This is a genomic window from Methanocalculus sp. MC3 (assembly GCF_054767395.1).
This window is the reverse complement of the sequence record NZ_BAABMP010000001.1, coordinates 144,581-164,928: the sequence shown is the minus strand read 5'-3', so window position 1 is coordinate 164,928 and position 20,348 is coordinate 144,581. Positions and strand designations below refer to the sequence as shown.

General features: G+C 51.3%; 18 protein-coding genes. 13 read left to right on the top strand and 5 right to left on the bottom strand.

Going from position 1 to position 20,348, the window contains the following annotated elements; translation table 11 throughout:
* Positions 1 to 15 precede the first annotated feature (15 nt).
* The 11 genes from ACYUBO_RS00805 (at position 16) to ACYUBO_RS00755 (ending at position 14,091) form a co-directional block, all read left to right on the top strand.
* Positions 16 to 489, top strand: a complete 474-nt coding sequence (locus tag ACYUBO_RS00805) for a hypothetical protein (protein WP_460371629.1) — start codon at positions 16 to 18, stop codon at positions 487 to 489.
* Positions 486 to 1,667 carry an ABC transporter substrate-binding protein gene (locus ACYUBO_RS00800; protein ID WP_460371627.1) on the top strand — a complete coding sequence of 394 codons (1,182 nt, stop codon included), beginning with the start codon at positions 486 to 488 and terminating at the stop codon, positions 1,665 to 1,667. Before ACYUBO_RS00805 ends, ACYUBO_RS00800 begins: the two co-directional genes overlap by 4 nt.
* On the top strand, positions 1,664 to 2,704 hold the full coding sequence (locus ACYUBO_RS00795; protein ID WP_460371625.1) for a FecCD family ABC transporter permease: 1,041 nt from the start codon (positions 1,664 to 1,666) through the stop codon (positions 2,702 to 2,704). The genes ACYUBO_RS00800 and ACYUBO_RS00795 overlap by 4 nt, the downstream gene beginning before the upstream one ends.
* On the top strand, positions 2,698 to 3,483 hold the full coding sequence (locus tag ACYUBO_RS00790) for an ABC transporter ATP-binding protein (RefSeq protein ID WP_460371623.1): 786 nt from the start codon (positions 2,698 to 2,700) through the stop codon (positions 3,481 to 3,483). Before ACYUBO_RS00795 ends, ACYUBO_RS00790 begins: the two co-directional genes overlap by 7 nt.
* Positions 3,480 to 7,154 carry a cobaltochelatase subunit CobN gene (locus ACYUBO_RS00785; protein ID WP_460371621.1) on the top strand — a complete coding sequence of 1,225 codons (3,675 nt, stop codon included), beginning with the start codon at positions 3,480 to 3,482 and terminating at the stop codon, positions 7,152 to 7,154. Before ACYUBO_RS00790 ends, ACYUBO_RS00785 begins: the two co-directional genes overlap by 4 nt.
* 27 nt (positions 7,155 to 7,181) lie before the next feature.
* On the top strand, positions 7,182 to 8,138 hold the full coding sequence (locus tag ACYUBO_RS00780; protein WP_460371619.1) for an ABC transporter ATP-binding protein: 957 nt from the start codon (positions 7,182 to 7,184) through the stop codon (positions 8,136 to 8,138).
* Entirely contained in the window at positions 8,135 to 8,860 is a 726-nt protein-coding gene (locus ACYUBO_RS00775) for an ABC transporter permease (RefSeq protein WP_460371617.1), read from the top strand. The genes ACYUBO_RS00780 and ACYUBO_RS00775 overlap by 4 nt, the downstream gene beginning before the upstream one ends.
* Positions 8,861 to 9,208: 348 nt before the next feature.
* Positions 9,209 to 10,921, top strand: coding sequence for a type II/IV secretion system ATPase subunit (locus ACYUBO_RS00770; RefSeq protein ID WP_460371615.1), 1,713 nt, complete (start codon positions 9,209 to 9,211; stop codon positions 10,919 to 10,921).
* Positions 10,914 to 12,704: a type II secretion system F family protein gene (locus ACYUBO_RS00765; RefSeq protein ID WP_460371613.1), complete on the top strand. Its 1,791-nt coding sequence runs from the start codon at positions 10,914 to 10,916 to the stop codon at positions 12,702 to 12,704. The genes ACYUBO_RS00770 and ACYUBO_RS00765 overlap by 8 nt, the downstream gene beginning before the upstream one ends.
* Positions 12,705 to 12,718: 14 nt before the next feature.
* The gene (locus ACYUBO_RS00760) at positions 12,719 to 13,135 is read left to right on the top strand and encodes a type IV pilin N-terminal domain-containing protein (RefSeq protein WP_460371611.1); all 417 of its coding nucleotides are present in this window, start codon (positions 12,719 to 12,721) and stop codon (positions 13,133 to 13,135) included.
* Positions 13,132 to 14,091 carry a flagellin gene (locus ACYUBO_RS00755; RefSeq protein WP_460371609.1) on the top strand — a complete coding sequence of 320 codons (960 nt, stop codon included), beginning with the start codon at positions 13,132 to 13,134 and terminating at the stop codon, positions 14,089 to 14,091. The genes ACYUBO_RS00760 and ACYUBO_RS00755 overlap by 4 nt, the downstream gene beginning before the upstream one ends.
* Here ACYUBO_RS00755 and ACYUBO_RS00750 read toward each other — a convergent pair whose 3' ends face one another.
* The gene (locus ACYUBO_RS00750) at positions 14,092 to 14,688 is read right to left on the bottom strand and encodes a flavodoxin family protein (RefSeq protein WP_300328646.1); all 597 of its coding nucleotides are present in this window, start codon (positions 14,686 to 14,688) and stop codon (positions 14,092 to 14,094) included. It lies immediately after the preceding gene.
* A 234-nt stretch (positions 14,689 to 14,922) separates the two neighbouring features.
* Between ACYUBO_RS00750 and ACYUBO_RS00745 the strand changes: the two genes are divergently transcribed.
* Positions 14,923 to 16,110: a coenzyme F420-0:L-glutamate ligase gene (locus ACYUBO_RS00745; RefSeq protein WP_460371607.1), complete on the top strand. Its 1,188-nt coding sequence runs from the start codon at positions 14,923 to 14,925 to the stop codon at positions 16,108 to 16,110.
* A gap of 33 nt (positions 16,111 to 16,143) precedes the next feature.
* Here the strand turns inward: ACYUBO_RS00745 and ACYUBO_RS00740 are convergent, their stop codons facing one another.
* Genes ACYUBO_RS00740 through ACYUBO_RS00730 form a run of 3 tightly spaced genes read right to left on the bottom strand, consistent with a single transcriptional unit; the run spans position 16,144 to position 18,453 of the window.
* Positions 16,144 to 16,494, bottom strand: a complete 351-nt coding sequence (locus tag ACYUBO_RS00740) for a HepT-like ribonuclease domain-containing protein (RefSeq protein ID WP_460371605.1) — start codon at positions 16,492 to 16,494, stop codon at positions 16,144 to 16,146.
* Complete coding sequence (locus tag ACYUBO_RS00735) at positions 16,487 to 16,771, bottom strand: nucleotidyltransferase family protein (RefSeq protein ID WP_300328637.1); 285 nt, start codon at positions 16,769 to 16,771, stop codon at positions 16,487 to 16,489. The genes ACYUBO_RS00740 and ACYUBO_RS00735 overlap by 8 nt, the downstream gene beginning before the upstream one ends.
* Before the next feature lie 41 nt (positions 16,772 to 16,812).
* Positions 16,813 to 18,453, bottom strand: coding sequence for a sensor histidine kinase (locus ACYUBO_RS00730; protein ID WP_460371603.1), 1,641 nt, complete (start codon positions 18,451 to 18,453; stop codon positions 16,813 to 16,815).
* 68 nt (positions 18,454 to 18,521) lie between these two features.
* On the opposite strand from ACYUBO_RS00730, the gene ACYUBO_RS00725 reads away from it, so the two are divergent.
* The gene (locus ACYUBO_RS00725; protein WP_460371602.1) at positions 18,522 to 18,998 is read left to right on the top strand and encodes a hypothetical protein; all 477 of its coding nucleotides are present in this window, start codon (positions 18,522 to 18,524) and stop codon (positions 18,996 to 18,998) included.
* On the opposite strand, the gene ACYUBO_RS00720 is transcribed toward ACYUBO_RS00725, so the two are convergent.
* On the bottom strand, positions 18,995 to 20,239 hold the full coding sequence (locus tag ACYUBO_RS00720; RefSeq protein WP_460371600.1) for a coiled-coil domain-containing protein: 1,245 nt from the start codon (positions 20,237 to 20,239) through the stop codon (positions 18,995 to 18,997). The two genes, ACYUBO_RS00725 and ACYUBO_RS00720, sit on opposite strands and share 4 nt — an antisense overlap.
* Positions 20,240 to 20,348 lie beyond the last annotated feature (109 nt).

Below are 20,348 nucleotides of genomic sequence, written 5' to 3'. Positions count from 1 at the left end.
TCACAAATATTCATCATGCCCCGCATGCCCAAAACAATACTGATCATTCTGCTCTTTTTCTTCACCTGTATCGCCCTGAACGGAACGGTCTCGGGAGCAACAACCAGCAACACCCCGCAATGGACAATAGAGAGGGTCATTCACCCCACTGATGCGGAGGGTAAGATCACGGTGGAGGTGCTACTCCCACCAGGCATGATCGGGGGGATCACCGAGGAACTCCCGGCAGGATACACCTTCCTTGGATCGACACACCCCTCAGATCAGATCCGGGCCGATGGATCGACGATTCTTTTTGCAATCATCGGCGAGGAATCCATTACATACCTTATCAGGGGAGAGGGTGAACCGGATATTCGGGGGAGCATACTTGATCTTGGAGCGGGCACGCATTCGGACATCGGGACACAGCAGTCCCCGGCACCAGTAGCCGCCATGCTCGGAGCGCTCTTGTCCCTGGCAATTCTCATCAAGAGGAAAGAACGATGAAACAGGTTTGCACGATACTCATCATCCTCACCCTCGCCATCGGTATTATCATCTGTCCGGTACAGGGATCCGACAACCCCGATGACTATTCAGCAGAAGCCCGCCTGATCCTGGCAACCGGCATCCTCGACCACCTCCAGGGTGGCGGGCCGGGCCTCGTGATGCTCCGGGATGCCGCCACTCTCTACCCGGAGTATCCCCGCAGAATCACCGATACGGCAGGAACGGAATTCACCTTCTACCGCCCTGTTGAGCGGGTGGTGGTGATGCACGCAAATGCCGCAGAGTCCATCATCGCTATCGGTGGGGATGACCGGATTGTCGGGGTGGGTTCAACGATTAACACAAACACCCTGCAATTCCCTGAACTGAGCCAGCTTCCAAGCGTTGGGAAGTGGACTGAACCGGATATTGAGGCCATTCTGGCACTCAACCCCGATCTCATTTTGACCTATGTCACGTGGCCGGAGCCGGAGAAACTGGAACGGCACCTGCCATCCCGGATCCCGGTTATCCGGATGGAGTATTATAAAGCCGAAGTCTTCCGCGAAGAGATGGTAAAGACCGGGAGAATCTTCAATGAAGAGGATAATTGTGCCGACTACCTCGCATGGTATGATGAAAACCTCGCTCTCGTGGAGGATCGGATCGGCTCAATCCCCTATAACGAATGTGTTCGTGTCTATGCAGAATCGGGAAGCGGCCAGTCATTTGGGAGAAGGGCGTATTCCGAGGGAACAGGACTCCATGATCTCCTCGTTGCAGCTGGAGGAGTGAACGTTGCCGCAGGCCACACAACCGGCTATGCAGACGTCGAGAATGAATGGGTCATGCACCAAAATCCGGACGTCATCCTGATCTGGTCCGGGAAAGCCGGGTATAAACTCGGTGAACGAAACGATGTCATTCAGCTTTACGATGAGATCACTGGCACACCAGGGTTTGAGCGTGTCGGGGCGGTGAAGAACGATCGTATCTATATCGTCACATCAGGGTTTGCTTTTGGGACTGGATCGCCCGCAGCCCTCGTTCAAGTCGCCAAATGGCTCTACCCGGATCTCTTTGAAGATATCAACACGACTGATATCCATGCCGAATACCTTGAACGGTTCACTATTACCGGAGCAGAGATCCGCGAGCAGGGAACATTTTATTATCCTGATGGAAGGGAACTATGAGCGACACCGCCATCCGAACCGGGTATGCAAAGCGGACACATACCCGTATCCTGATCATCGGAGGGCTTCTTGCCCTTCTGATCCTTCTGACCGGGGTGGCGGCGACTCTCGGCTCATACCCAATTGGGATCATTGAAGTCTATCAGACGATTCTTGCCGGACCAGGTGGGGATCCCGATATTACAACAATCGTCTGGGACTACCGGCTCCCCCGAATCCTCATGGGCGTCCTCGCCGGTGCCGCCCTCGGGCTTGCCGGCGCCATGATGCAGGGTATCCTCAGGAACCCGCTTGCCAGCCCCTTTACTCTTGGTATTGCATCAGCCGCAAGCTTTGGGGCATCACTTGCCATCGTTCTTGGCGCAGGATTTGCCGCCGGAGGATCGCTCATCATCGGCAATGCCTTCCTCTTCACCCTTATTGCCGCAGGTGCGGTCTACGGGCTTGCCCGTATCCGGGGGATCACCCCGGAGACGATGATTATGGCAGGAATTGCCATTATGTACCTCTTCTCGGCGCTGACAAGTTTCCTGCAGTACCTCGGAGATTCAGAAGATGTGCATGCTGTCGTCTTCTGGATGTTTGGGAGCCTTGGGAGATCGACCTGGGAGACGGTGGGGGTTGTGGCGACACTGGTTGGCGCCCTCTTTCCCCTTTTCCTCCTGTCTGCCCGGAGTTTAAACACCCTTGCCGCAGGCGATGAGGCGGCCAAGAGTCTTGGCGTTCCTGTTGAGCATATACGGATCGGTGGCATGGCTGGAGCATCCCTTCTCACCGCAGGAGTAATCTGCTTCACGGGAACAATCGGGTTCATCGGCCTTGTCGCCCCGCATATCACCCGGATGGTGCTTGGAGGCGATCACCGCTTCCTCCTGCCGGGAACTGCAGTAGTCGGAGCCCTTGTTCTCCTTGGAGCAGACAGTATCGGCAGAACGATCATGGCACCCCAGATTCTCCCCGTCGGGATCATGACGGCGTTTCTCGGAGTTCCGTTCTTCATATTTCTATTCCTCAGCAGGAGGCGAAATTATTGGTAACTATTGCAACAGACACAGTAAAATTTTCATATGGAAGTGCCCGCGTCCTCTATGACGTAACTTTCAGGCTGGAAACCGGCACAATCCTCGCACTTGTCGGGCCAAACGGATCCGGAAAGACAACACTCATTAGGTGTATCGATCGAATCCTGCACCCCGAAGGGTCGATCCTCATCAATGAACAGAATATCCATCAGATGAGCAGGAATGATCTTGCAACAACAATCGGCTATGTACCTCAGAATGGGACGAAGATAGCTGCTGCAACGGTTTTTGACGTTGTGATGATGGGGAGAACCCCACATATTAGCTGGAGGCTTGGAGACGTTGACATCGAGAGGATCGAATATGCAATCCGGCTTCTCGGCATTGAAGATCTGGCTGAGCGAGAATACAATGAACTCTCAGGGGGCCAGCAGCAGAAGGTGCTGATTGCACGGGCGGTTGCACAGGATCCAAAACTCCTCCTCCTTGATGAGCCGACAAACAGCCTTGATATCCACCACCAGCTTGAGGCACTTGCCACCATATCCGATCTCTCCCACTCAACCGGGATGACGGTTGTGATGGCAGTTCATGATCTTAGTATTGCTGCACGGTATGCCGATATGCTGATGATGCTGAAGAACGGAGCAATCGTTGCCATTGGGAAACCAGAGGAGCTGATCACGCCTGATCGTATCCGGGAAGTATATAATGTCGATGCACGCATCCTGCATGATCCGGAGGCGGGCCTTATTGTTGCACCGCTCCGTGCGGTATCAGGAGCAGCAGTATGAAAGTTGCCGCCATGGTCTGGGGATCTGATATTCCTCTCCTTGATGCAGGAGCCCGGCGGGAAGGAGTTCATATCGATATCACCGGCGTCCACAATGTAGACGATCCAGAGGTGCAGGATCGGTTTCTCCGCTCACAGGAAGATGCCGATCTCATCCTCCTTCATCCATCTCACGATCCCGCATGGGACGACCTGATACCACGTCTTCGAACAGACATCCCAGTTGTCTCTTTTGGGCACAATCAGGATTTCTGGTCCCTCTCAACGATTCCAATCAAATATGTTGCCGCTGTTTCGGCATACATGACACACGGGGGAGAGGAGAACTATTGCAGGATGATCCGGTTTCTTCGGAAGATCGCAGAAGGAGAAGATGCTGAACCTGAAGCACCCCTGCCAATGCCATGGGAAGGCATCTATCACCCGGATAGCCCGGAGCCTTTTCCGGATCGGAATGCGTATTATTCGAACCACCCCCGCAGGCATACTCAATCAATTGGTATCGTCTTCTCCCGTACATACTGGGCAAATGGTGATCGCGGTATCGTCGATGCACTTATCAGAAGAATTGAGCAATTTGCAGATGTCATCCCAATCTTCTGCCTCTCAGGTGGGGATGTCGATCTCGGTGCACGCCCGGGTCCGGTAGTTGCCAGGGAGAACTTCTCCGGGGAGGTATCACTTATCATCAACCTTCAGCCAGTCTTCCGTTCTTCGAATAGTGAAGTATCAGGCGATATATTCTCTGATCTGAATGTTCCTGTGATGCACCCAATCCTCCTCTATCATAAAACGCGGCAGGAATGGCTCGACTCTCCCCTTGGACCATCTGCCATGGAGATCGGGTGGAGCATTGCTCTTCCTGAGATGCAGGGAATGATCGAGATGCTCGCTGTCGGTACCGAGATAGAAACCGGTGAGGAGACCGGCATGCATGAACCGATCCCGGATCGTATTGAGCGGATCTGCCGGCGTGCGGAAGCATGGCTAAAACTTCAGGCTAAGTCACCCAAAGAACGGAAGGTCGCATTCATCCTCCACAACAAGCCCTGTTCCTCTGTCGAAGCAACAGTTGGTGCCGGTGCCCATCTGGACACTCTTGAGAGTGTTGCACGGATCATACAGGTGATGAAACAAGAGGGTTATACCGTTGACCCCCCTTCAAGCGGCAAGGAACTGATTGATCGGATCATGGAAAAGCGGGCGATCAGCGACTTCCGATGGACATCGGTCGGATCAATCGTCCGTTGCGGCGGTGCTCTTGATCTGGTCGATGAAAAGACGTACCGGGAATGGTTCTCCGAACTCGAACCATCTGTTCAAAAACGGTTGGAAGAGTCATGGGGCAGGCCGCCGGGAGAAGAGATGGAAGGTGTTCCGGCAGCGATGGTGCATGATGGTAAAATCGTTGTCACCGGAGTATCCTATGGTAATGCGGTCGTCTGTGTCCAGCCAAAGCGGGGATGTGCCGGCGCGAGGTGTGATGGTGAGGCATGCAGGATCCTCCACGATCCGGAGATTCCCCCGACACACCAGTACCTTGCGACTTACCGATGGCTTGAACGGGTGTTTGGTGCTGATGTTATCGTCCATGTGGGAACTCATGGAAATCTTGAGTTCCTGCCCGGAAAATCCGCTGCTCCATCGAACCGGTGTTTTCCTGATATTGCAATTGGAACAATCCCACACCTCTATATCTACAATGCAGATAACCCCCCTGAGGGAACAATCGCAAAAAGGCGTGCCTGTGCAACACTTGTGAACCATATGCAGACGGTGATGCAGGCAAGCGGATTATATGGAGCACTCAAGGATCTTGAGAAGCTCCTCGAAGAATATACCCGTGCACAAGAGAGCGATCCTGCCCGTGCCCATACCCTTGAGCACCTGATCATCGATTCGGTGGAGGAAGGAGGAATTGGAGAGGAGACAGACCTAAAAAGCTTCCGGGAGGGTACATCTGACTTCACTGCATTTGTTGAACGTATTCATCGGCATCTCGGGGTGATCGCCTCGTCCCGGATACCTGATGGCATGCATATCTTCGGGGAGCGGCCGGAAGGTGAGGCAAGAGTGCAGTTCATCCAGGCAGCTGCACGATTTGATGATGCCCTGACTTCAGGACTATATGGAGAGGTGAAACAACCAGACGATCCGGAATCTCTTCATGAACGCGAGGAAGCAGAATTATCTTTTGTCAGATCGATCCTTTCTGGCACCCCGATGGAAGAAGCTGTGGTTGAAGCATGCGGGCGTCCACCACTGCCGGGAACTGGAGAGAAACTCGCAGAAATGATCGACCTGATCACCATGATTGACGCTGGAATCGAATCTTCAGATGAGATAGGCAGCCTCTTAAACGGCTTCTCCGGAGGGTTTATACCTCCCGGACCCTCAGGGCTGATCACCCGCGGAAAACCGGATATCCTTCCAACAGGGAGGAACTTCTACTCTCTTGATCCACAGACTGTACCCACAAAAGCCGCTTGGATGGTCGGGAAAAAACTGGCTGATGCATTATTAACAGCATACATGGATGAACATGGCCGGTACCCGGAATCTGTAGCAATGTACTGGTTGTCGACCGATCTCATGTGGGCTGATGGCGAACAGTTTGCCCAGATCCTCTATCTCATCGGAGTTGAACCTGTCTGGCGGGGGAGCAAAGTCGTCTCATTTGAGATCATTCCGCTTTCTGAGCTGGGCCGGCCACGGGTTGATGTGACGATTCGTGCAAGCGGGATCCTCAGAGACTGTTTCTTCTGCTCAATCGAGCTCCTTGACAAGGCCATAGCCATTGTTGCCGGGCTTGATGAGACAGATGAAGATAACCCTATAAAAGCCCATACACAGGAAAGTGGAACCCCAAAGAGGATCTTTTCAAGCAGGCCCGGCACTTATGGCAACGGAGTCAACCTTGCAGTATATGCCTCAGCATGGAAAGAAGAGAAGGATCTGGCTGAGATATTCCTTGAATGGAACAGCTATTCGTATGGAGATGGAGACCCCGGCACAGAAAACCGTGACGGGCTCTCCAACCTGCTTTCACATGTCGATGCAACCTTCAACAAAACAGCCACCGACGAGTATGATCTCACCGGCTGCTGCTGCTACTTCGGAACTCACGGCGGAATGACTGCTGCCGCCCGCCATCTCTCTGGCAGGCATGTTGAGGCATATTACGGAGATACCCGGACCCCATCAAAAGTCGAAGTCAGGACTCTTGCAGCAGAACTCCGGCGTGTCGTCACCACCAAACTCCTCAACCCTGCATGGATCGAGGGCATGAAGCGGCATGGGTACAAAGGTGCCGGAGATATTGCAAAACGTGTCGGCACCGTATATGGGTGGGAAGCATCCACAGGCGAGGTCGACGATCGTATCTTTGACGAGATTGCAAAGACCTTTGTCCTCGATCCCGATAACCGCGCCTTCTTCAAAGAGGAAAATCCGTTTGCACTCGAAGAGATCGGCAGAAGGCTTCTTGAAGCTGAGAGCAGGGGGCTCTGGAACCCTGATCCGGAGATCTCTGAAGGCCTGAGGGAGGCATACCTTGAAACGGAAGGGTGGCTTGAGGACCGGCTTGACAGCAGGGATGGAACTGTTCAGGGTGGTGCAATTGATATTATGACTGTTGGGGAATTACGCGCCCGGCATAATAACAAAATGTGATAATAGAATGAGGAAATGATTACTAACATGGCAATAATCGAAACATCCGGACTCACAAAAAAATTTAACGATCTCGTTGCTGTCGATGAGATGACACTCTCAATAGATCGTGAGATATTCGGGCTGTTGGGTCCAAATGGTTCGGGGAAGACGACCACCGTCAAGATGCTTACCACACTTCTCACCCCAACCTCAGGCGAGGCAACAGTATGCGGACACTCTGTTACGGCACAGCCCAGCAAGGTTCGTGATCGAATCAGCTATGTTCCGCAGGATATGGCAGTTGATATGAAGCTGACCGGGCGGGAAAATGTCATCTTTTTCGCTAATCTTTATGGTATTCCCCGTCCGCGTGAAACCGCAGACGAGGCGCTCACCCAGATGGATCTTGCCTCCCGTGCCGATGATATGGTAAAAACATACTCTGGAGGCATGAGGAGGCGGCTTGAACTTGCGCAGGCCCTTGTCCACGATCCTGAGGTATTATTCCTTGATGAGCCGACGATCGGACTTGATGTAGCAGGCAGGCGGAAGATTTGGGAGCATATCATCAGCCTCAAGAATGGTGGGATGACCGTCTTTGTGACAACACATTACATGGACGAAGCCGATCATGCATGCGGCCGGGTCGGGATCATCGACAAGGGAAAAATTGTCGCACTGGATACCCCGGCTGCCCTGAAGTCACTCCACTGCCATGAGATCATAGCGATACGGGGGGAGGGAGAATACAAAGGAACTGTTGTTCCTGATGTAACCTTCATCGGAAAGACCGGTGATGAACTCCGTTTCCAAGCGATATCGGGCGAAGATTCAGGAATTCCCCTCTTACGGGCACTTAATGAATCCGGAATGAAGATTCATTCGTTTGTCATACGCCAGCCAACCCTTGACGATGTATTCCTCTCACTCATCGAAGAACAGGAAGAAACCATGGCATTTGATCACCATCGGTTCAGGACGATGCTCAGGAGGCGGGCATGAAACGCACATTTACGTATATGGAAAGGGATCTGCGCCGATGGATACGGGGGAGGATCAACGTCATCACCTCTCTTGTTATGCCAGCTGCATGGCTCATCTTTGTCGGTTTGGCACTCCCGATCCGCTTCACCGACAACTACCTCGACTTCATCACCCCCGGCATTCTCGTCCTCACGATGCTCGGGGCATCCCTGCAGGGTGGAGCACTCCTGATGTTCGATAAGATCCTCGGGTTCCTCCAGAAGTTCCTTGCAATGCCTGCGCCAAGAGAGAGCATCCTTTTTGGCAAGATCCTCGCAATAACCTTGAGAGGACTGATACAGACAACGGTCATACTGGTGATTGCTCTTATACTCGGAGCCCATCTGCTTAATCCGGTCTTCCTCCTGCAAACATACCTGATCCTCTTCATCTTCGGCGTACTCCTCTCATCCATCATGACCACAGTCGCCCTCAGCCTTGAGGATCATGACTCCTATGCGGCATTCAACTCGATGATCGCTATGCCGCTCTTCTTCACAAGCAGCGCCCTTATGCCCTATGATCAGATGCCGGGATGGCTTGCATTCCTTGCGCATCTCAACCCTGTATCCTATGCAATCGATGCAATCCGGGCATTGCAAGAGGGGATTTTTCCGGCAACAACGATTGCAGGGCTTCTGATCGGTGCGGTTGTTGTTCTCTCTGCCTGTATTATAACATTCAGACGAGCAACAGTATAACTATTTTTTTTTGAGGAAGTATTTAGTCATACTAAAGTACACCATTGAACACAAATGAGTTGACCAAAACACCATTTCTTAAGAAGAAATGGAGTGACCCCGCGTATCAAATTTACCGGCAAACGGAGGAGTTCATGGGGGGACAGTTGATATGTGGTTGCTGAAACCAACCTTTGAGCAAAATTATTTAATTTATAGCAAATAATATTTCACACAAGTATAGAGCCGTGAGCCGATCTATTAACAGAGACTGGAAACAGGAGAATAATTGTCTGATGATAATTGCATGGAAAACCCGATAATCATTGATCGAAATCTTTTCAGAGCATTGCAGGGTGCGTGATGGGGATGAATATACCATTCATTACACGAAAAACTAATAAAGAGGATCGGGAAACCGAAACTCCAGATGCATCCCTGAAGGCAAACTCAACCTCCATCATCCCGTACTTTGTCCGAAAAACCAAAAAAGAACAATCACAGGTGTGTGAAACCGGCAATGGTTCCAGACCGGGTTCACTATCCATTCAATCCATCAGAGACCTTACCAACCGTTTCTTTTCTAAAAAAGAAGAAGAAAGCGATGAGGGGATCATCGATATCCCCCCTCTTCCCGATCTCCCTGAGAACCTTTCCGGGGAATGCCTTGAACGGTACTGGCTTACCCCGCCCCATGCATGGGCAGCCATTATGCAGGAGAGAGGGGCGATCGCCTACTATATTATTGAACCTTCAATTACGCCCCACGAACATGTCCTCCTCGAAGAAGTACACCATTATCTCAGGGATATCATCCTCTATGAGTCTCCCGGAAAACGGGGAGAGATGAATATCTCGGATAAGGATCTTCGAAATGCCTTATTCAAATTCGATCCCCTCCTCGTGAAGGAGAGGAAACAGGTACTGACATATATGCTGAAGCGGACATTCCAGGGATACGGCCGTCTTGATCCACTGATGCATGACGAAGCTATTGAGGATATCAGCTGTAACGGGGCAGTACACCCGGTATTTATCTTCCACCGCAGGTATGGAAGCATCCCGACACAACTTATGTACGGGCATGAGGAGCTGAACCGCTTCGTCCTGAAACTGGCCCAGAAGGCCGACAAATCACTCTCGCTCTCAACCCCTCTCGTGGACGCTTCGCTCCCAAACGGCTCCAGGATTCAGATCAGCTACAGCAATGTCATCTCCACGCAGGGAAGCTCATTTACCGTCAGGAAATTCCGGAAAGACCCGATGACCCCGGTACATCTCCTCTCTTTTGGAACCTTTTCCGCACAAACACTTGCAATCCTCTGGCTCTGTATTGAGAACCGGATGAACATGCTGATAGTCGGCGGAACGGCAAGCGGAAAGACCTCGACGATGAACGCACTCTCCTTCTTCATCCCGGAAAACGCCAAAATCGTCTCATTGGAGGATACGAGGGAGATACAGCTCCCACACAAGAACTGGCTCCCCACGAGAACCCGTGAGAGCGGAAACCGGGACGGTTTTGGAGATATTAACCTCTTCTCTCTTCTCAGGGCATCGCTCCGGCAGAGGCCTGAGTATATCCTTGTCGGGGAAGTGCGGGGGCAGGAGGCACAGACACTCTTCCAGGCGATGAACACCGGCCATACCACCTATTCAACCCTCCATGCAGGAACGGTGGACGAAGCAATCAACCGGCTGATCAACGAGCCGATCAGTGTGGCTCCGGCAATGCTCGGAGCCCTTGAGCTGGTCGTCATCCAAGGCCTCCACTATAACGAGGGGCTGGCATTGAGGAGGTGTGATTCGGTTCATGAGATTCATGTCGGGGGCAGGGACAGCATAATCACCTGGAACACGATACTCACGTATAATCCCTCAAAAGACCTTTTTGTCCATGAGGATGGAGGATCATTAGTTCTAGACAAAATACGCATGGTGCGTGGGTGGTCGGAAGACGATCTGAAAAGGGAGATAACCGTTCGGAAAGCATGCCTTGAGAGGCTTGCTGAAGACCGCGTCTTCGATCAGCTTTCGGTGAGTGAAGCAATAAAGGCTGTCCGGAGAGGGGAGCATGCCTGAGAACACAACAACAGCCGATCTCGCAAAAGCACTCCGGGGAGGACGAATACCAATCACGGTGAACACCTACCTCCTATATATCGCCGCAACGGCAATCGTGGCTTTTCTGTCCTGGATTGGATTGATCATCATCCTTGATTATCTCGGACTTGGGATCTCGATTGCCGGGATGATCCCGGATTCAACCTCACGTATCATCCTCCTTTTTGGTTTCCTGGCCATCGGATGTATCGGAGCATACATCTATCCGTTTCTGATCGCATCAGGCCGAAAAAACCGGATAGACCAGGATCTTCCCTATGCAATCACCTACATGCAGGCGCTCTCGACGACGATGACATTGTATGAGACATTACGGCAGGTTGCGCTGGCAAAAGATCTCTTCGGCGAGGTATCCCATGAATGCGGGACGATTATCCGCGATATTGAAGTCTTTGGAGATGACCTGACAACCGCAATGCGGAATATATACCATACCACCCCTTCCGCTTCGTTTGCGGATTTTATCAACGATCTTATCCTTTTATCGGAAAGTGGGGGAAGTATCACCCAGTTCTTCGCAGCCCGTGCCCGCTATTACCGGGAAGTGGCTGAGCAGGATATGCAGAAGAACATGAAGACAACCGAGATCATCGCGGAGGTCTATGTCACTGCGTTTGTCGCAGGACCGATTATTGCGATGATCATGATCGTTGCCCAGCAGCTCTCCGGGGGGCAGGGAACCGATTATATGCCGATGATCTATCTCGGAGTACCACTTGGATCACTGGCAATGATCGCAATCCTGTATATACTGTTTCCAGCCGAGGGAATGGAGATCCAACAGGGCAGGGTTGAGGAACAGGAATTTTTTATCAGCAACCCTGTTCTGCAGGAGTCCGAAGAGACACTGAACTACAAAAAAAAGGTCCGGACACAACGGACTCGTTTCTCACGAATTCTCAAGTTAAAAAACCCCGTAAAGCAGTATATTGCAGACTACACCTGGAGCATTATATTCGGATCCATATCTGCCACTATTGTAGGCTACCTCCTGTATGACGGATATTTCAACGAGATTGCACCAGGATATGGATTCCAGACCGGGATCTGTGCCCTCATCATCTCAGGGATTCTTCCACCCGCCCTGGCATACGAAGGACGGGCTCTCTATATCCGGAGGCTTGAACGGCAGATTCCGGAATTTCTCCGGATGCTTGCGGATATGAAGGATATCGGCATGACCATCCAGAACGCAATCGCACGCATCTCGCGATCGCAGATGGGCGTTCTCAGCACGGAGCTGCAGGTGGTATCAAAAGAGCTGGAGAGCGGATCAGTGCTCTCATCGTCTCTTGAACGGATGGAGCAGAGAATAGGCGTTATCTCTGTGAAAAGAGCGGTATCTCTTGTGATCAAGGCAAGCGAAGTAACCGATCGGATTCAGGAGGTTCTGATGATAGCCATCTCCGACTTTGAATATTACCTGAAGCTCAAACAGGAGCGGTTCACTTCGGCATTTACTTATGTCGCAATAGTCTACCTCTCCTTTGGCGTATTCCTCTATACTGCATACCAGCTGAATGTCTCTTTTCTTGAGAGTTTCGCCGAACTTGCCACAATAGACGCATCCAGCAATATCCATGATATGTTCTGGGTCGCAATCCTTCTTGGAGGGTTCTCCGGCATCATGGCAGGACAGTTATCCGTGAACAACCCCCTTGCCGGGCTGAAACACACAATGATCTTCCTTGCAATTACCGTGATCTGTTTTGTTGTCGTGATCGGGGGTGTTGGATTATGAGACGGTGTCGCAATATGAAGAAGTTACGCTCTGTGAAGAATGACGAGGCCGTCTCCCCGGTTGTAGGGGAGATGCTGATGCTCTCAATTGTTCTTATTCTGGTATCGGTGATGGCAGTCTCCGCTTTCAATCTCATTCCAGGAGATCGGGAACCACAGGTGTCGGTGATAATGGCACACTCATCCGACTCTGTTTCACTCTACCATAAAGGGGGCGACTGGATACAGGTCAGCGAACTCTCTGTCAGGATACGAAACCAGACCCATGACCAGCTCTTCAGAAGAGATGTATTCATTCTGGAGCCGAATACACAGACCTTCGACCTAGGGGCAAACCTCACGATCGTACCTGGCACACCGCTTGCTGGTGATGAAGAGGTGCTCCTATTCACCCATCGTGCGGTAATCTTCTCGGGGAGGGTGAAGCCATGAGAGACGATAGCGCGGTTGCTCCGGTTGTTGCCATGATCCTGATCCTCGCAATCGTGGTCACACTCCTCTCTGCCTTCCAGGTAACGGTTGTTCCCACGATGAAAGAGCGATCCGAGATTGCGCATATCGCGGACGTGGAGAAGGCACTGCTCAGGTTCTCTTCGCATATCGAGGCGGCAGCAGCAATGAAACAGCCCCTCTCATTTTCCGAGACGATACAGCTTGGAGGAGGCGACAACCTGCTGAACTCGATTCGATCAGGCGGAACCCTGCATGTCATGAATGAGAACAGATCGTATCCTGTTGCCGGTATCTCTATTCAACAATCCGGGGATATATGGACAAATAGTACTGTTCACCTCGTCAACTTCAGCTATACCTCGGTTGGGAACTACTGGCGGGATCAGGGATATCGCTGGGGATGGGGGATAATGTTTGTTCATTCCGGAAACCGTGAAACCCCGCTTCAGTACGCTACAATGAACGAGGCGGATCAATCAATCCTTGATTCCGGTTTTCCGGGATCGCTCCTAACAATACAGACGGATGAAAAGCTGATTCCTGAACGATTTGAAAACGGCACGATAACCGGCAATCTCACGCAGAAGGTAACAATACATATCAATCGTGTATCGTTTTCCAAAGGAGGCCAGAATTTTGTGAGCGGAAATGCTAATGCCCGTATCGCCCTGTCAACAGCGATAACCGAGACGATTATTGACAATGTGACAAAACTTGAATTCCGTGTGTCGACTCAGGAGCGCATACCGGAAGCCTTCAGGGAAAATCTCAACATATCAATTGCGAACTCGTTTTCCGCTTTCAGTTCCAAAACGGGGATTCCAATCCTTTTTGAGAACGATGAGAATAGAATATGGAGAATCGATACCTCCAAAATCGATCTTCTCCCGGATATAATCCTCCGGGAGATCGATATCACTGTGACAGCGGGGTGATCAGGGAGAGCAGAGCTTCCTCCCTGCCTCCTCAGCCTCTTCCAGCACCTCAGGGCAGTCCCGCACCTTACCACGGTCAAAGAGAGAGAAGACGGCAATCTCCGCAACAATCTCATACCCAAGCGCCTGAAGCGGGAGCCGGAGGGCGTCCAGTGCAAATCCCATATCTTCCCGGCTCTCCTGTTCGCAGATAGAAGCGATCACTGCCCGCCTCCCCTGCCCGGCAAGCCTGCTTGACCACGCCCTCGGCCGGGTATCTTCAAAATCATAGAAGCAGTAGAGCCGGTCGATGAAGGCCTTCATCTCTGCTGTAATATTGTAGTTATGGGTCGGGGAGACGAGAACAAGTGCCTCTGAGGAGAGAATATCCGGGTACATGAGCGTCATGCCGTCGCGAAGCCCGGTACAGCTCTTATCCTTTCTGCACCGCTCACACCCGGTACACGAGGAGAACTGGTAGTCACGGAGATGAACAGCCTCTGTTGAATACCCACCATATTCAGCTCCTTTCAGGATATATTTAAGAAGAGTGTCCGAATTACCGCCTTTCCTCGGACTCCCGCTGATCCCTAGAACCTGATTCCCTATAGTAGCCATATGCATCAATGCGCCTGAGCCTCTATCAAACCTCTGGTCAGTATCAATGCCTCTGGAGAAAGAGGAGAAACAATGCTTCCCTGCCAACCCATCCATCCGGGAATAGCATCCGGAAGGAAGCGGTATGCGCCTACCCACTCTCATCAACATTTCGGAAACGCTAAAGCCTTTCAGTAGATACAAGTACAAAAAGCATCGTCCGAATAGGAACGGTGTACCGAAGAGGAGATAGTCGTGTTTCAATTACCAGCATATGTTGGCCCCTGTGCCTTTGGAATAAAGATGGGCATGGTCGTTCCTGGATCAGATCTTCATAAGATGCTGCTTGATGAAGCAGTCAGGCTGAATGAAGACGGGATGCTCTCAGAGGGCGATGTCCTCTCCATCACCGAATCGGTGGTGGCACGGGCACAGAACAATATGATCACAACAGAAGAGACGGCAAAAGAGGTCAGGAAGACATTGGATCTCAAGCCAGATAGCAGGGTTGCGGTCGTCTTCCCGATAGCAAGCCGGAACCGTTTTTCACTCATCCTCGAATCCATAGCAAAAGCGGTTCCAGAAGGCGAAGTTATCGTCTGGTTCTCCTATCCCGATGACGAGGTCGGCAACCAGATCCTCCCGCCTGAGGTTGCCGAGGAGCTTGATCGCCGGCATGGCGGCCTCTTCACACCGGATGATATCGACGGTAATTATACCCACCCCTTAACAGGCGTCAATTATCTCACGCTCTATGAAGAGATCATCAGAGGCGAGGGTGCAACACCAAAAATCATCCTCTGCAATGACCCAAAGCGGATAGCGGAATTCAATCCCGATGGGGTCATCATCGCCAATATCCACCCCCGTGAGAAGACAAAGAAAGTACTGAAGACAATAATCGGCAACTGCTGCACCCTTCAGGAGATATGCAGCAGCGGTACCTGCCCACCCACATCGGAATGGGGGCTTTTAGGGAGCAATATGTCCTCGAGCTGCCGGCTCAAGCTCGCTCCTTTTGAATCCGAAGAGTTCGTCTGTTTCCTCCAGCAGGAGATCAAAAAACTTACAGGGAAGAATATTGAGATTCTGGTCTTTGGAGACGGTGCATACAAGGATCCGACAAGCGGCATCTATGAACTGGCTGACCCAAAAGCTGCCTTTGCTGCAACAAAAGGGATCAAAGAGGTACTCCGTGAAGGCGTGAAGATGAAGTACCTGATCGACAAGTATCATGAAGAGGGACGATCTGAACTTGAGATCATGGAGATGATCGAGAAGGAATCACAGAAAACCCGTGGTATCAGCTGCATCGAGTGCGAAGGGACAACCCCCCGCCGTATGGAGGATGTGCTGGCAAGCCTCTCGGATCTCATCACCGGATCAGCCGATGCCGGGACACCCCTTGTCCTGATCAAAGGGATATACTGCCCCCCAAATTAATCCAATTAAGAAAAGCGACATAGAGGCAGCCCTCTACTGCCTCTCCTCTTCTGACAAAATCATCGATTCGATTGCTTCACTCAGGGGAACGGGTTTTCCTTTGATGATGCCCCAAAGGATTGTTGGCTTGATAGAGTAATACGAATGGACACTAATATCCCGAAGTCCTGCAATCTTTCTCCATTCGATTTCTGGAAAAGAGGATGTACGATCAACAGGAATCTGCTTCACCGCCTCTCCGATGATAATGAATTGCAACAAAACAGCATCAATACACATCGGATCACTGACAAATTCCTCAAATGAGCGCGATCCAACATATGAGTGGATAGATTCAATTGCATCATGAATATCTTCAAGATAAAGAAGAAGATTTCTAGGCATACACAACCTCCTTCAGCACAGATTCGCGAATTCGTGGTTTTAATGTATCGGCAATAACAAGATCGGCTCTCCGCCCAAGTAGATCCTCAAGGTAAAATTTCAGATCCATTAAATTATCAAATGTTTCTTCACCTTCCCTGAACTCAACAAGAACATCAACATCACTTTCCGGGGTTGCTTCATCACGGGCAAATGATCCGAATATTCCAATACGAGCAACTCCGAAGGACTTTCGGATATAGTGGAGATTGTGGTGGAGCCGGGTAATCGGATTCATCCTATAATCCTTTATATCACCAATATTTTTATATTCTCCGCTCATTCCCGATCCCGCCGCCATCCGCCTTCCGGAACAATCATCACAAACCGTGCACCCTCGCCCGGCATCCCCTCTTCATGGATGGTGATCCCGGTAATGGCGAGGATATCTCTGACAAGGAAGAGCCCAAAGCCGGTATTCTTCCCATACCCCCGCTCAAAGATACGCTCTTTCTCTTCAGATGCTATACCGGCTCCATCATCAACAACTGCAATTCTGAGCGATCCGTCCACCTCTTTGCATATGACACTGATCTCCGTCACCCGCCCGCCATGCCGGAGGGCATTATCAAAGAGGTTTTCAAAGACCTTCGGAAGCATCGGATCAGCATAAATGGCATATCCATCACACTCACATATGAGGCGGGTACGGCAGGGAGCTCTCAAAATGAAATCGATCTCCTGCCATTGCGGTTCCTGGGTGCCGAGATCCTGATATATCCGGGTAAACTCAATCTCGTATTGGATCTTCTCTGTTGCCCTCTTCATCTCCTCAAAATAGCGGGAGAGCTCAGCATCCATTTCTTTATCACGGGAGAGTTCGATATAGCCCTGCACCACCGTGATCTGGTTCAGGATATCATGACGGGTGATACTTGAGAGGAGCGAAAGCTGACGGTTTGCCTCACGAAGGCCTTTCTCAGCCCTTCTCCTGATTGTAATATCATGGAGGATAATAATCTCTTCAGAAGTACGTGTCTTGAGAAGAGGATTCTTCCGAACTTCAAGAATTGTACCATCAAGGACAGAGATCTCTGTGGCTCCATCATCTATCCGAAGAGAGGGGCAGATATCAGTTATTTTCTGTCCGACTGCCTGATCAGAAGAGATTAAGAGATATCCTTCGGCAGCCGGGTTCATATAGATCAGAATCCCATCCGGATTCATTATAAGAAGGCCGTCATTCAGCTGTTCGGGGATCCTTGCCTGGGTGCGGGGTAGGACGCTGAAGAGGTGGTACCGTGATGATGCAAAGAGGAGGATTCCGCTCACCAGGATGAGGATCACAGGTGTGATCTGCAAGCCCGGGAAAGGGCCGAATTTCAGGATAAAGACACCATCCGTCACGACAGGGAGAAGGATCACCAGTATCAGTATGCCGATCTGCCTGCGGTACAGCGAAGGATAATCCATCCAGGCAATAAAAAGGAGGAATATGGTGAATCCGGTCAGCAGGCAGAGATATCCCGTATGGACCCAGAAAAACGGACCATATTCGAGGAAAAAGAGGATCAGATCCCCTACAGCATAGGTGTTAATCGAGGTATAGAAGAGAGAAAAGTATTGGTTTGTGGCAATGCCGGATAGTATCAGGAGAGGAATAATCATCAGAAGAACAAATGCCACAAAATTTACGTACTGCTCACGCCCGGTATAAGAGAGGGCAAAGAGGAGAAGTGCCGCTACAATCATGTATATGCCCGTAATTCCGATGAGGATTGATATCAGGAATATTCCGGGATCGATCACAAGTAATTGAAGAGCATACATGCCGTTCCAGACTATGGTGCCAATGATAACCAGCCTGACCAGTTTCCTTCCCGGTGCAAACGAAATATCCTCTGCCAGATGAAAGAGATACAAGCCGATTGCTATTGTTACAAGATAGATTATTGCAAATGGTGTGAACTGCAGGATCATCAGACAGATACCCATACATTCTTACAGATAATTAACATATTGCCTTCTGAAGAAAGGAGCTCTCACCCATGAGCCTCGAATATCATGAAACCCAGTACTTCCGGCAGCCGTGGCTCATCGCCCTTATTGCCGGGATTGCCATCATCTCCTGGTATACCGCACTGGTGACAGAACCGGTTGCCGGGCCGGTTCAGATAGGAATCATCCTCGCCTTCGGGGTGCTGCTCCCTCTCTTCTTTGCAGTGCTCAGGCTGGAAACCCACGTATCAGTTGATGGGATCAGCTACCGGATGCCGCCGATTGTTCGGAAGGATCGGATCATCCCCTGGAGCGATCTGGAAGCAGCCGATCAGATCACCATCCGCCCGATCCGCGACTGCGGTGGATGGGGCATACGGTATTGCAGGCGGGAGGGGATCGCCTATCTCATCAGCGGTAACCAGGTGATCCGATGCAAAAAACAGACAGGTGAGAAGGTGCTCCTCGGCACCCGGCACCCGGAAGAGATGATGAGGGCAATCCGCACCTATTATCGGGCCGATTAGCTGAATTCGACATTGCCGGAGTTGCCAAGCAGCTCCTGCAATTCATCACGGAGGCGACCCTGCTCTTCCAGAAGCCTGCCTCTCTCTTCTTCCGCAGTGGCAGCAGCTGAACCGATTCCGGATAATTCTTTCTTCATCTGATCCAGTTCCTGCACCAGCCGCTTCTCTTCCCGGACAGCGGGATCGGATTCCACCTCCTCCCTGATCTGCCGGAGTTGCTCTTCCAGGCGCCAGTACCCGGCAGAGGCTGCCTTCACCTGCTCTTCCAGATTCCCTTCACCAAAGAGCTGCTGCTCCTCACGGTTCTTTAACTGGAGTTCACCTGATGTGACGAGAGATCTGATCGTTTGGAGTGCCGGTTCCAGATCAGGAGAGATCTCCTTATCCGGCACCTGCCTTTCAGAGAGATCCTGAAGTGGCCTGAGGGCACCGGTTGGTGACTTATGATGTTTCAGGAGTTTTTCAGCCCGCCTGATCACGCCGGCAGCAGGAGCTCTCACCTGTGCATAGCTCTGAATGGCAACCTCCAGATCGCGTTCTGCAGAGGAGAGCTTCTCCTTTACAAGAACAGTGCTGATGGCTGAGAGTTCCTCTTCAGCACGCTCTATATCCTTGATCAGGGATGCTTCCCTCTCCTGTCCTGACTGTGACCGATCCACTGCCTCCCCCACAAGCCGGCCAATCTCTTCAAGCCTCTGGTACCTGGATCTGATCTCGCCGATCCGTTCTCTCTCCTGTGTACCGGCGGAAAGGGCAGCCGTCATATCATTCACTGCCCGCCCCATCTCCTTGATGATCCGGCGCATCTGAGGCATCTCCTCTTTATAGACAAGGTGAAGGTACTTTCCTGGCCCCTTCGCAGCCGCAATCACCCCTTTGAGAATATCGGTTGCGGCTGTATAGTACTCCTTTGGATCGCCGGAAGGCTTCTTCTCCAGTGCCTGGCGGAGGGAACGGACGGTCTGGGGGCGGGCGGTCTTTAATACCGATTTCACCTTCGGGTGGAGCATGATCTCATCTTCGAGATTCTCAGGCTCTTCCTCAAATGCATGGATGAGTTCCTCAAGAGAAGTAATCGCAAGATCAAACTCGTTTATTGGAGCGGTGAACTTCCCGGCTATCCGGGATGTGATCTCATTCTCCTGTTCATCAAGCCAGGAAAGAAGGCTGGAGAACGGGATCACCTCCGCTTCAGGCGGCGTATCCGGGCGGCCGAGGAGGGCACGCAGTCTCGATAACATGATATACTGAGTCAGGTGTGTGGGGTTATAGTGTTTCTCATTGAAGAAAAAAAAATCAATATTGGGAGGGTGGCTTGCTCATCGGCAAGCCATAGTGAAACGAATTGAG

Coding starts and splice junctions, on each gene's coding strand:
- ACYUBO_RS00805 (WP_460371629.1), top strand. CDS start 16: ATGCCCCGCATGCCCAAAACAATACTGATCATTCTGCTCTTTTTCTTC.
- ACYUBO_RS00800 (WP_460371627.1), top strand. CDS start 486: ATGAAACAGGTTTGCACGATACTCATCATCCTCACCCTCGCCATCGGT.
- ACYUBO_RS00795 (WP_460371625.1), top strand. CDS start 1,664: ATGAGCGACACCGCCATCCGAACCGGGTATGCAAAGCGGACACATACC.
- ACYUBO_RS00785 (WP_460371621.1), top strand. CDS start 3,480: ATGAAAGTTGCCGCCATGGTCTGGGGATCTGATATTCCTCTCCTTGAT.
- ACYUBO_RS00780 (WP_460371619.1), top strand. CDS start 7,182: ATGGCAATAATCGAAACATCCGGACTCACAAAAAAATTTAACGATCTC.
- ACYUBO_RS00775 (WP_460371617.1), top strand. CDS start 8,135: ATGAAACGCACATTTACGTATATGGAAAGGGATCTGCGCCGATGGATA.
- ACYUBO_RS00770 (WP_460371615.1), top strand. CDS start 9,209: ATGAATATACCATTCATTACACGAAAAACTAATAAAGAGGATCGGGAA.
- ACYUBO_RS00765 (WP_460371613.1), top strand. CDS start 10,914: ATGCCTGAGAACACAACAACAGCCGATCTCGCAAAAGCACTCCGGGGA.
- ACYUBO_RS00760 (WP_460371611.1), top strand. CDS start 12,719: ATGAAGAAGTTACGCTCTGTGAAGAATGACGAGGCCGTCTCCCCGGTT.
- ACYUBO_RS00755 (WP_460371609.1), top strand. CDS start 13,132: ATGAGAGACGATAGCGCGGTTGCTCCGGTTGTTGCCATGATCCTGATC.
- ACYUBO_RS00750 (WP_300328646.1), bottom strand. CDS start 14,688: ATGGCTACTATAGGGAATCAGGTTCTAGGGATCAGCGGGAGTCCGAGG.
- ACYUBO_RS00740 (WP_460371605.1), bottom strand. CDS start 16,494: ATGCCTAGAAATCTTCTTCTTTATCTTGAAGATATTCATGATGCAATT.
- ACYUBO_RS00735 (WP_300328637.1), bottom strand. CDS start 16,771: ATGAATCCGATTACCCGGCTCCACCACAATCTCCACTATATCCGAAAG.
- ACYUBO_RS00730 (WP_460371603.1), bottom strand. CDS start 18,453: ATGATCCTGCAGTTCACACCATTTGCAATAATCTATCTTGTAACAATA.
- ACYUBO_RS00725 (WP_460371602.1), top strand. CDS start 18,522: ATGAGCCTCGAATATCATGAAACCCAGTACTTCCGGCAGCCGTGGCTC.
- ACYUBO_RS00720 (WP_460371600.1), bottom strand. CDS start 20,239: ATGTTATCGAGACTGCGTGCCCTCCTCGGCCGCCCGGATACGCCGCCT.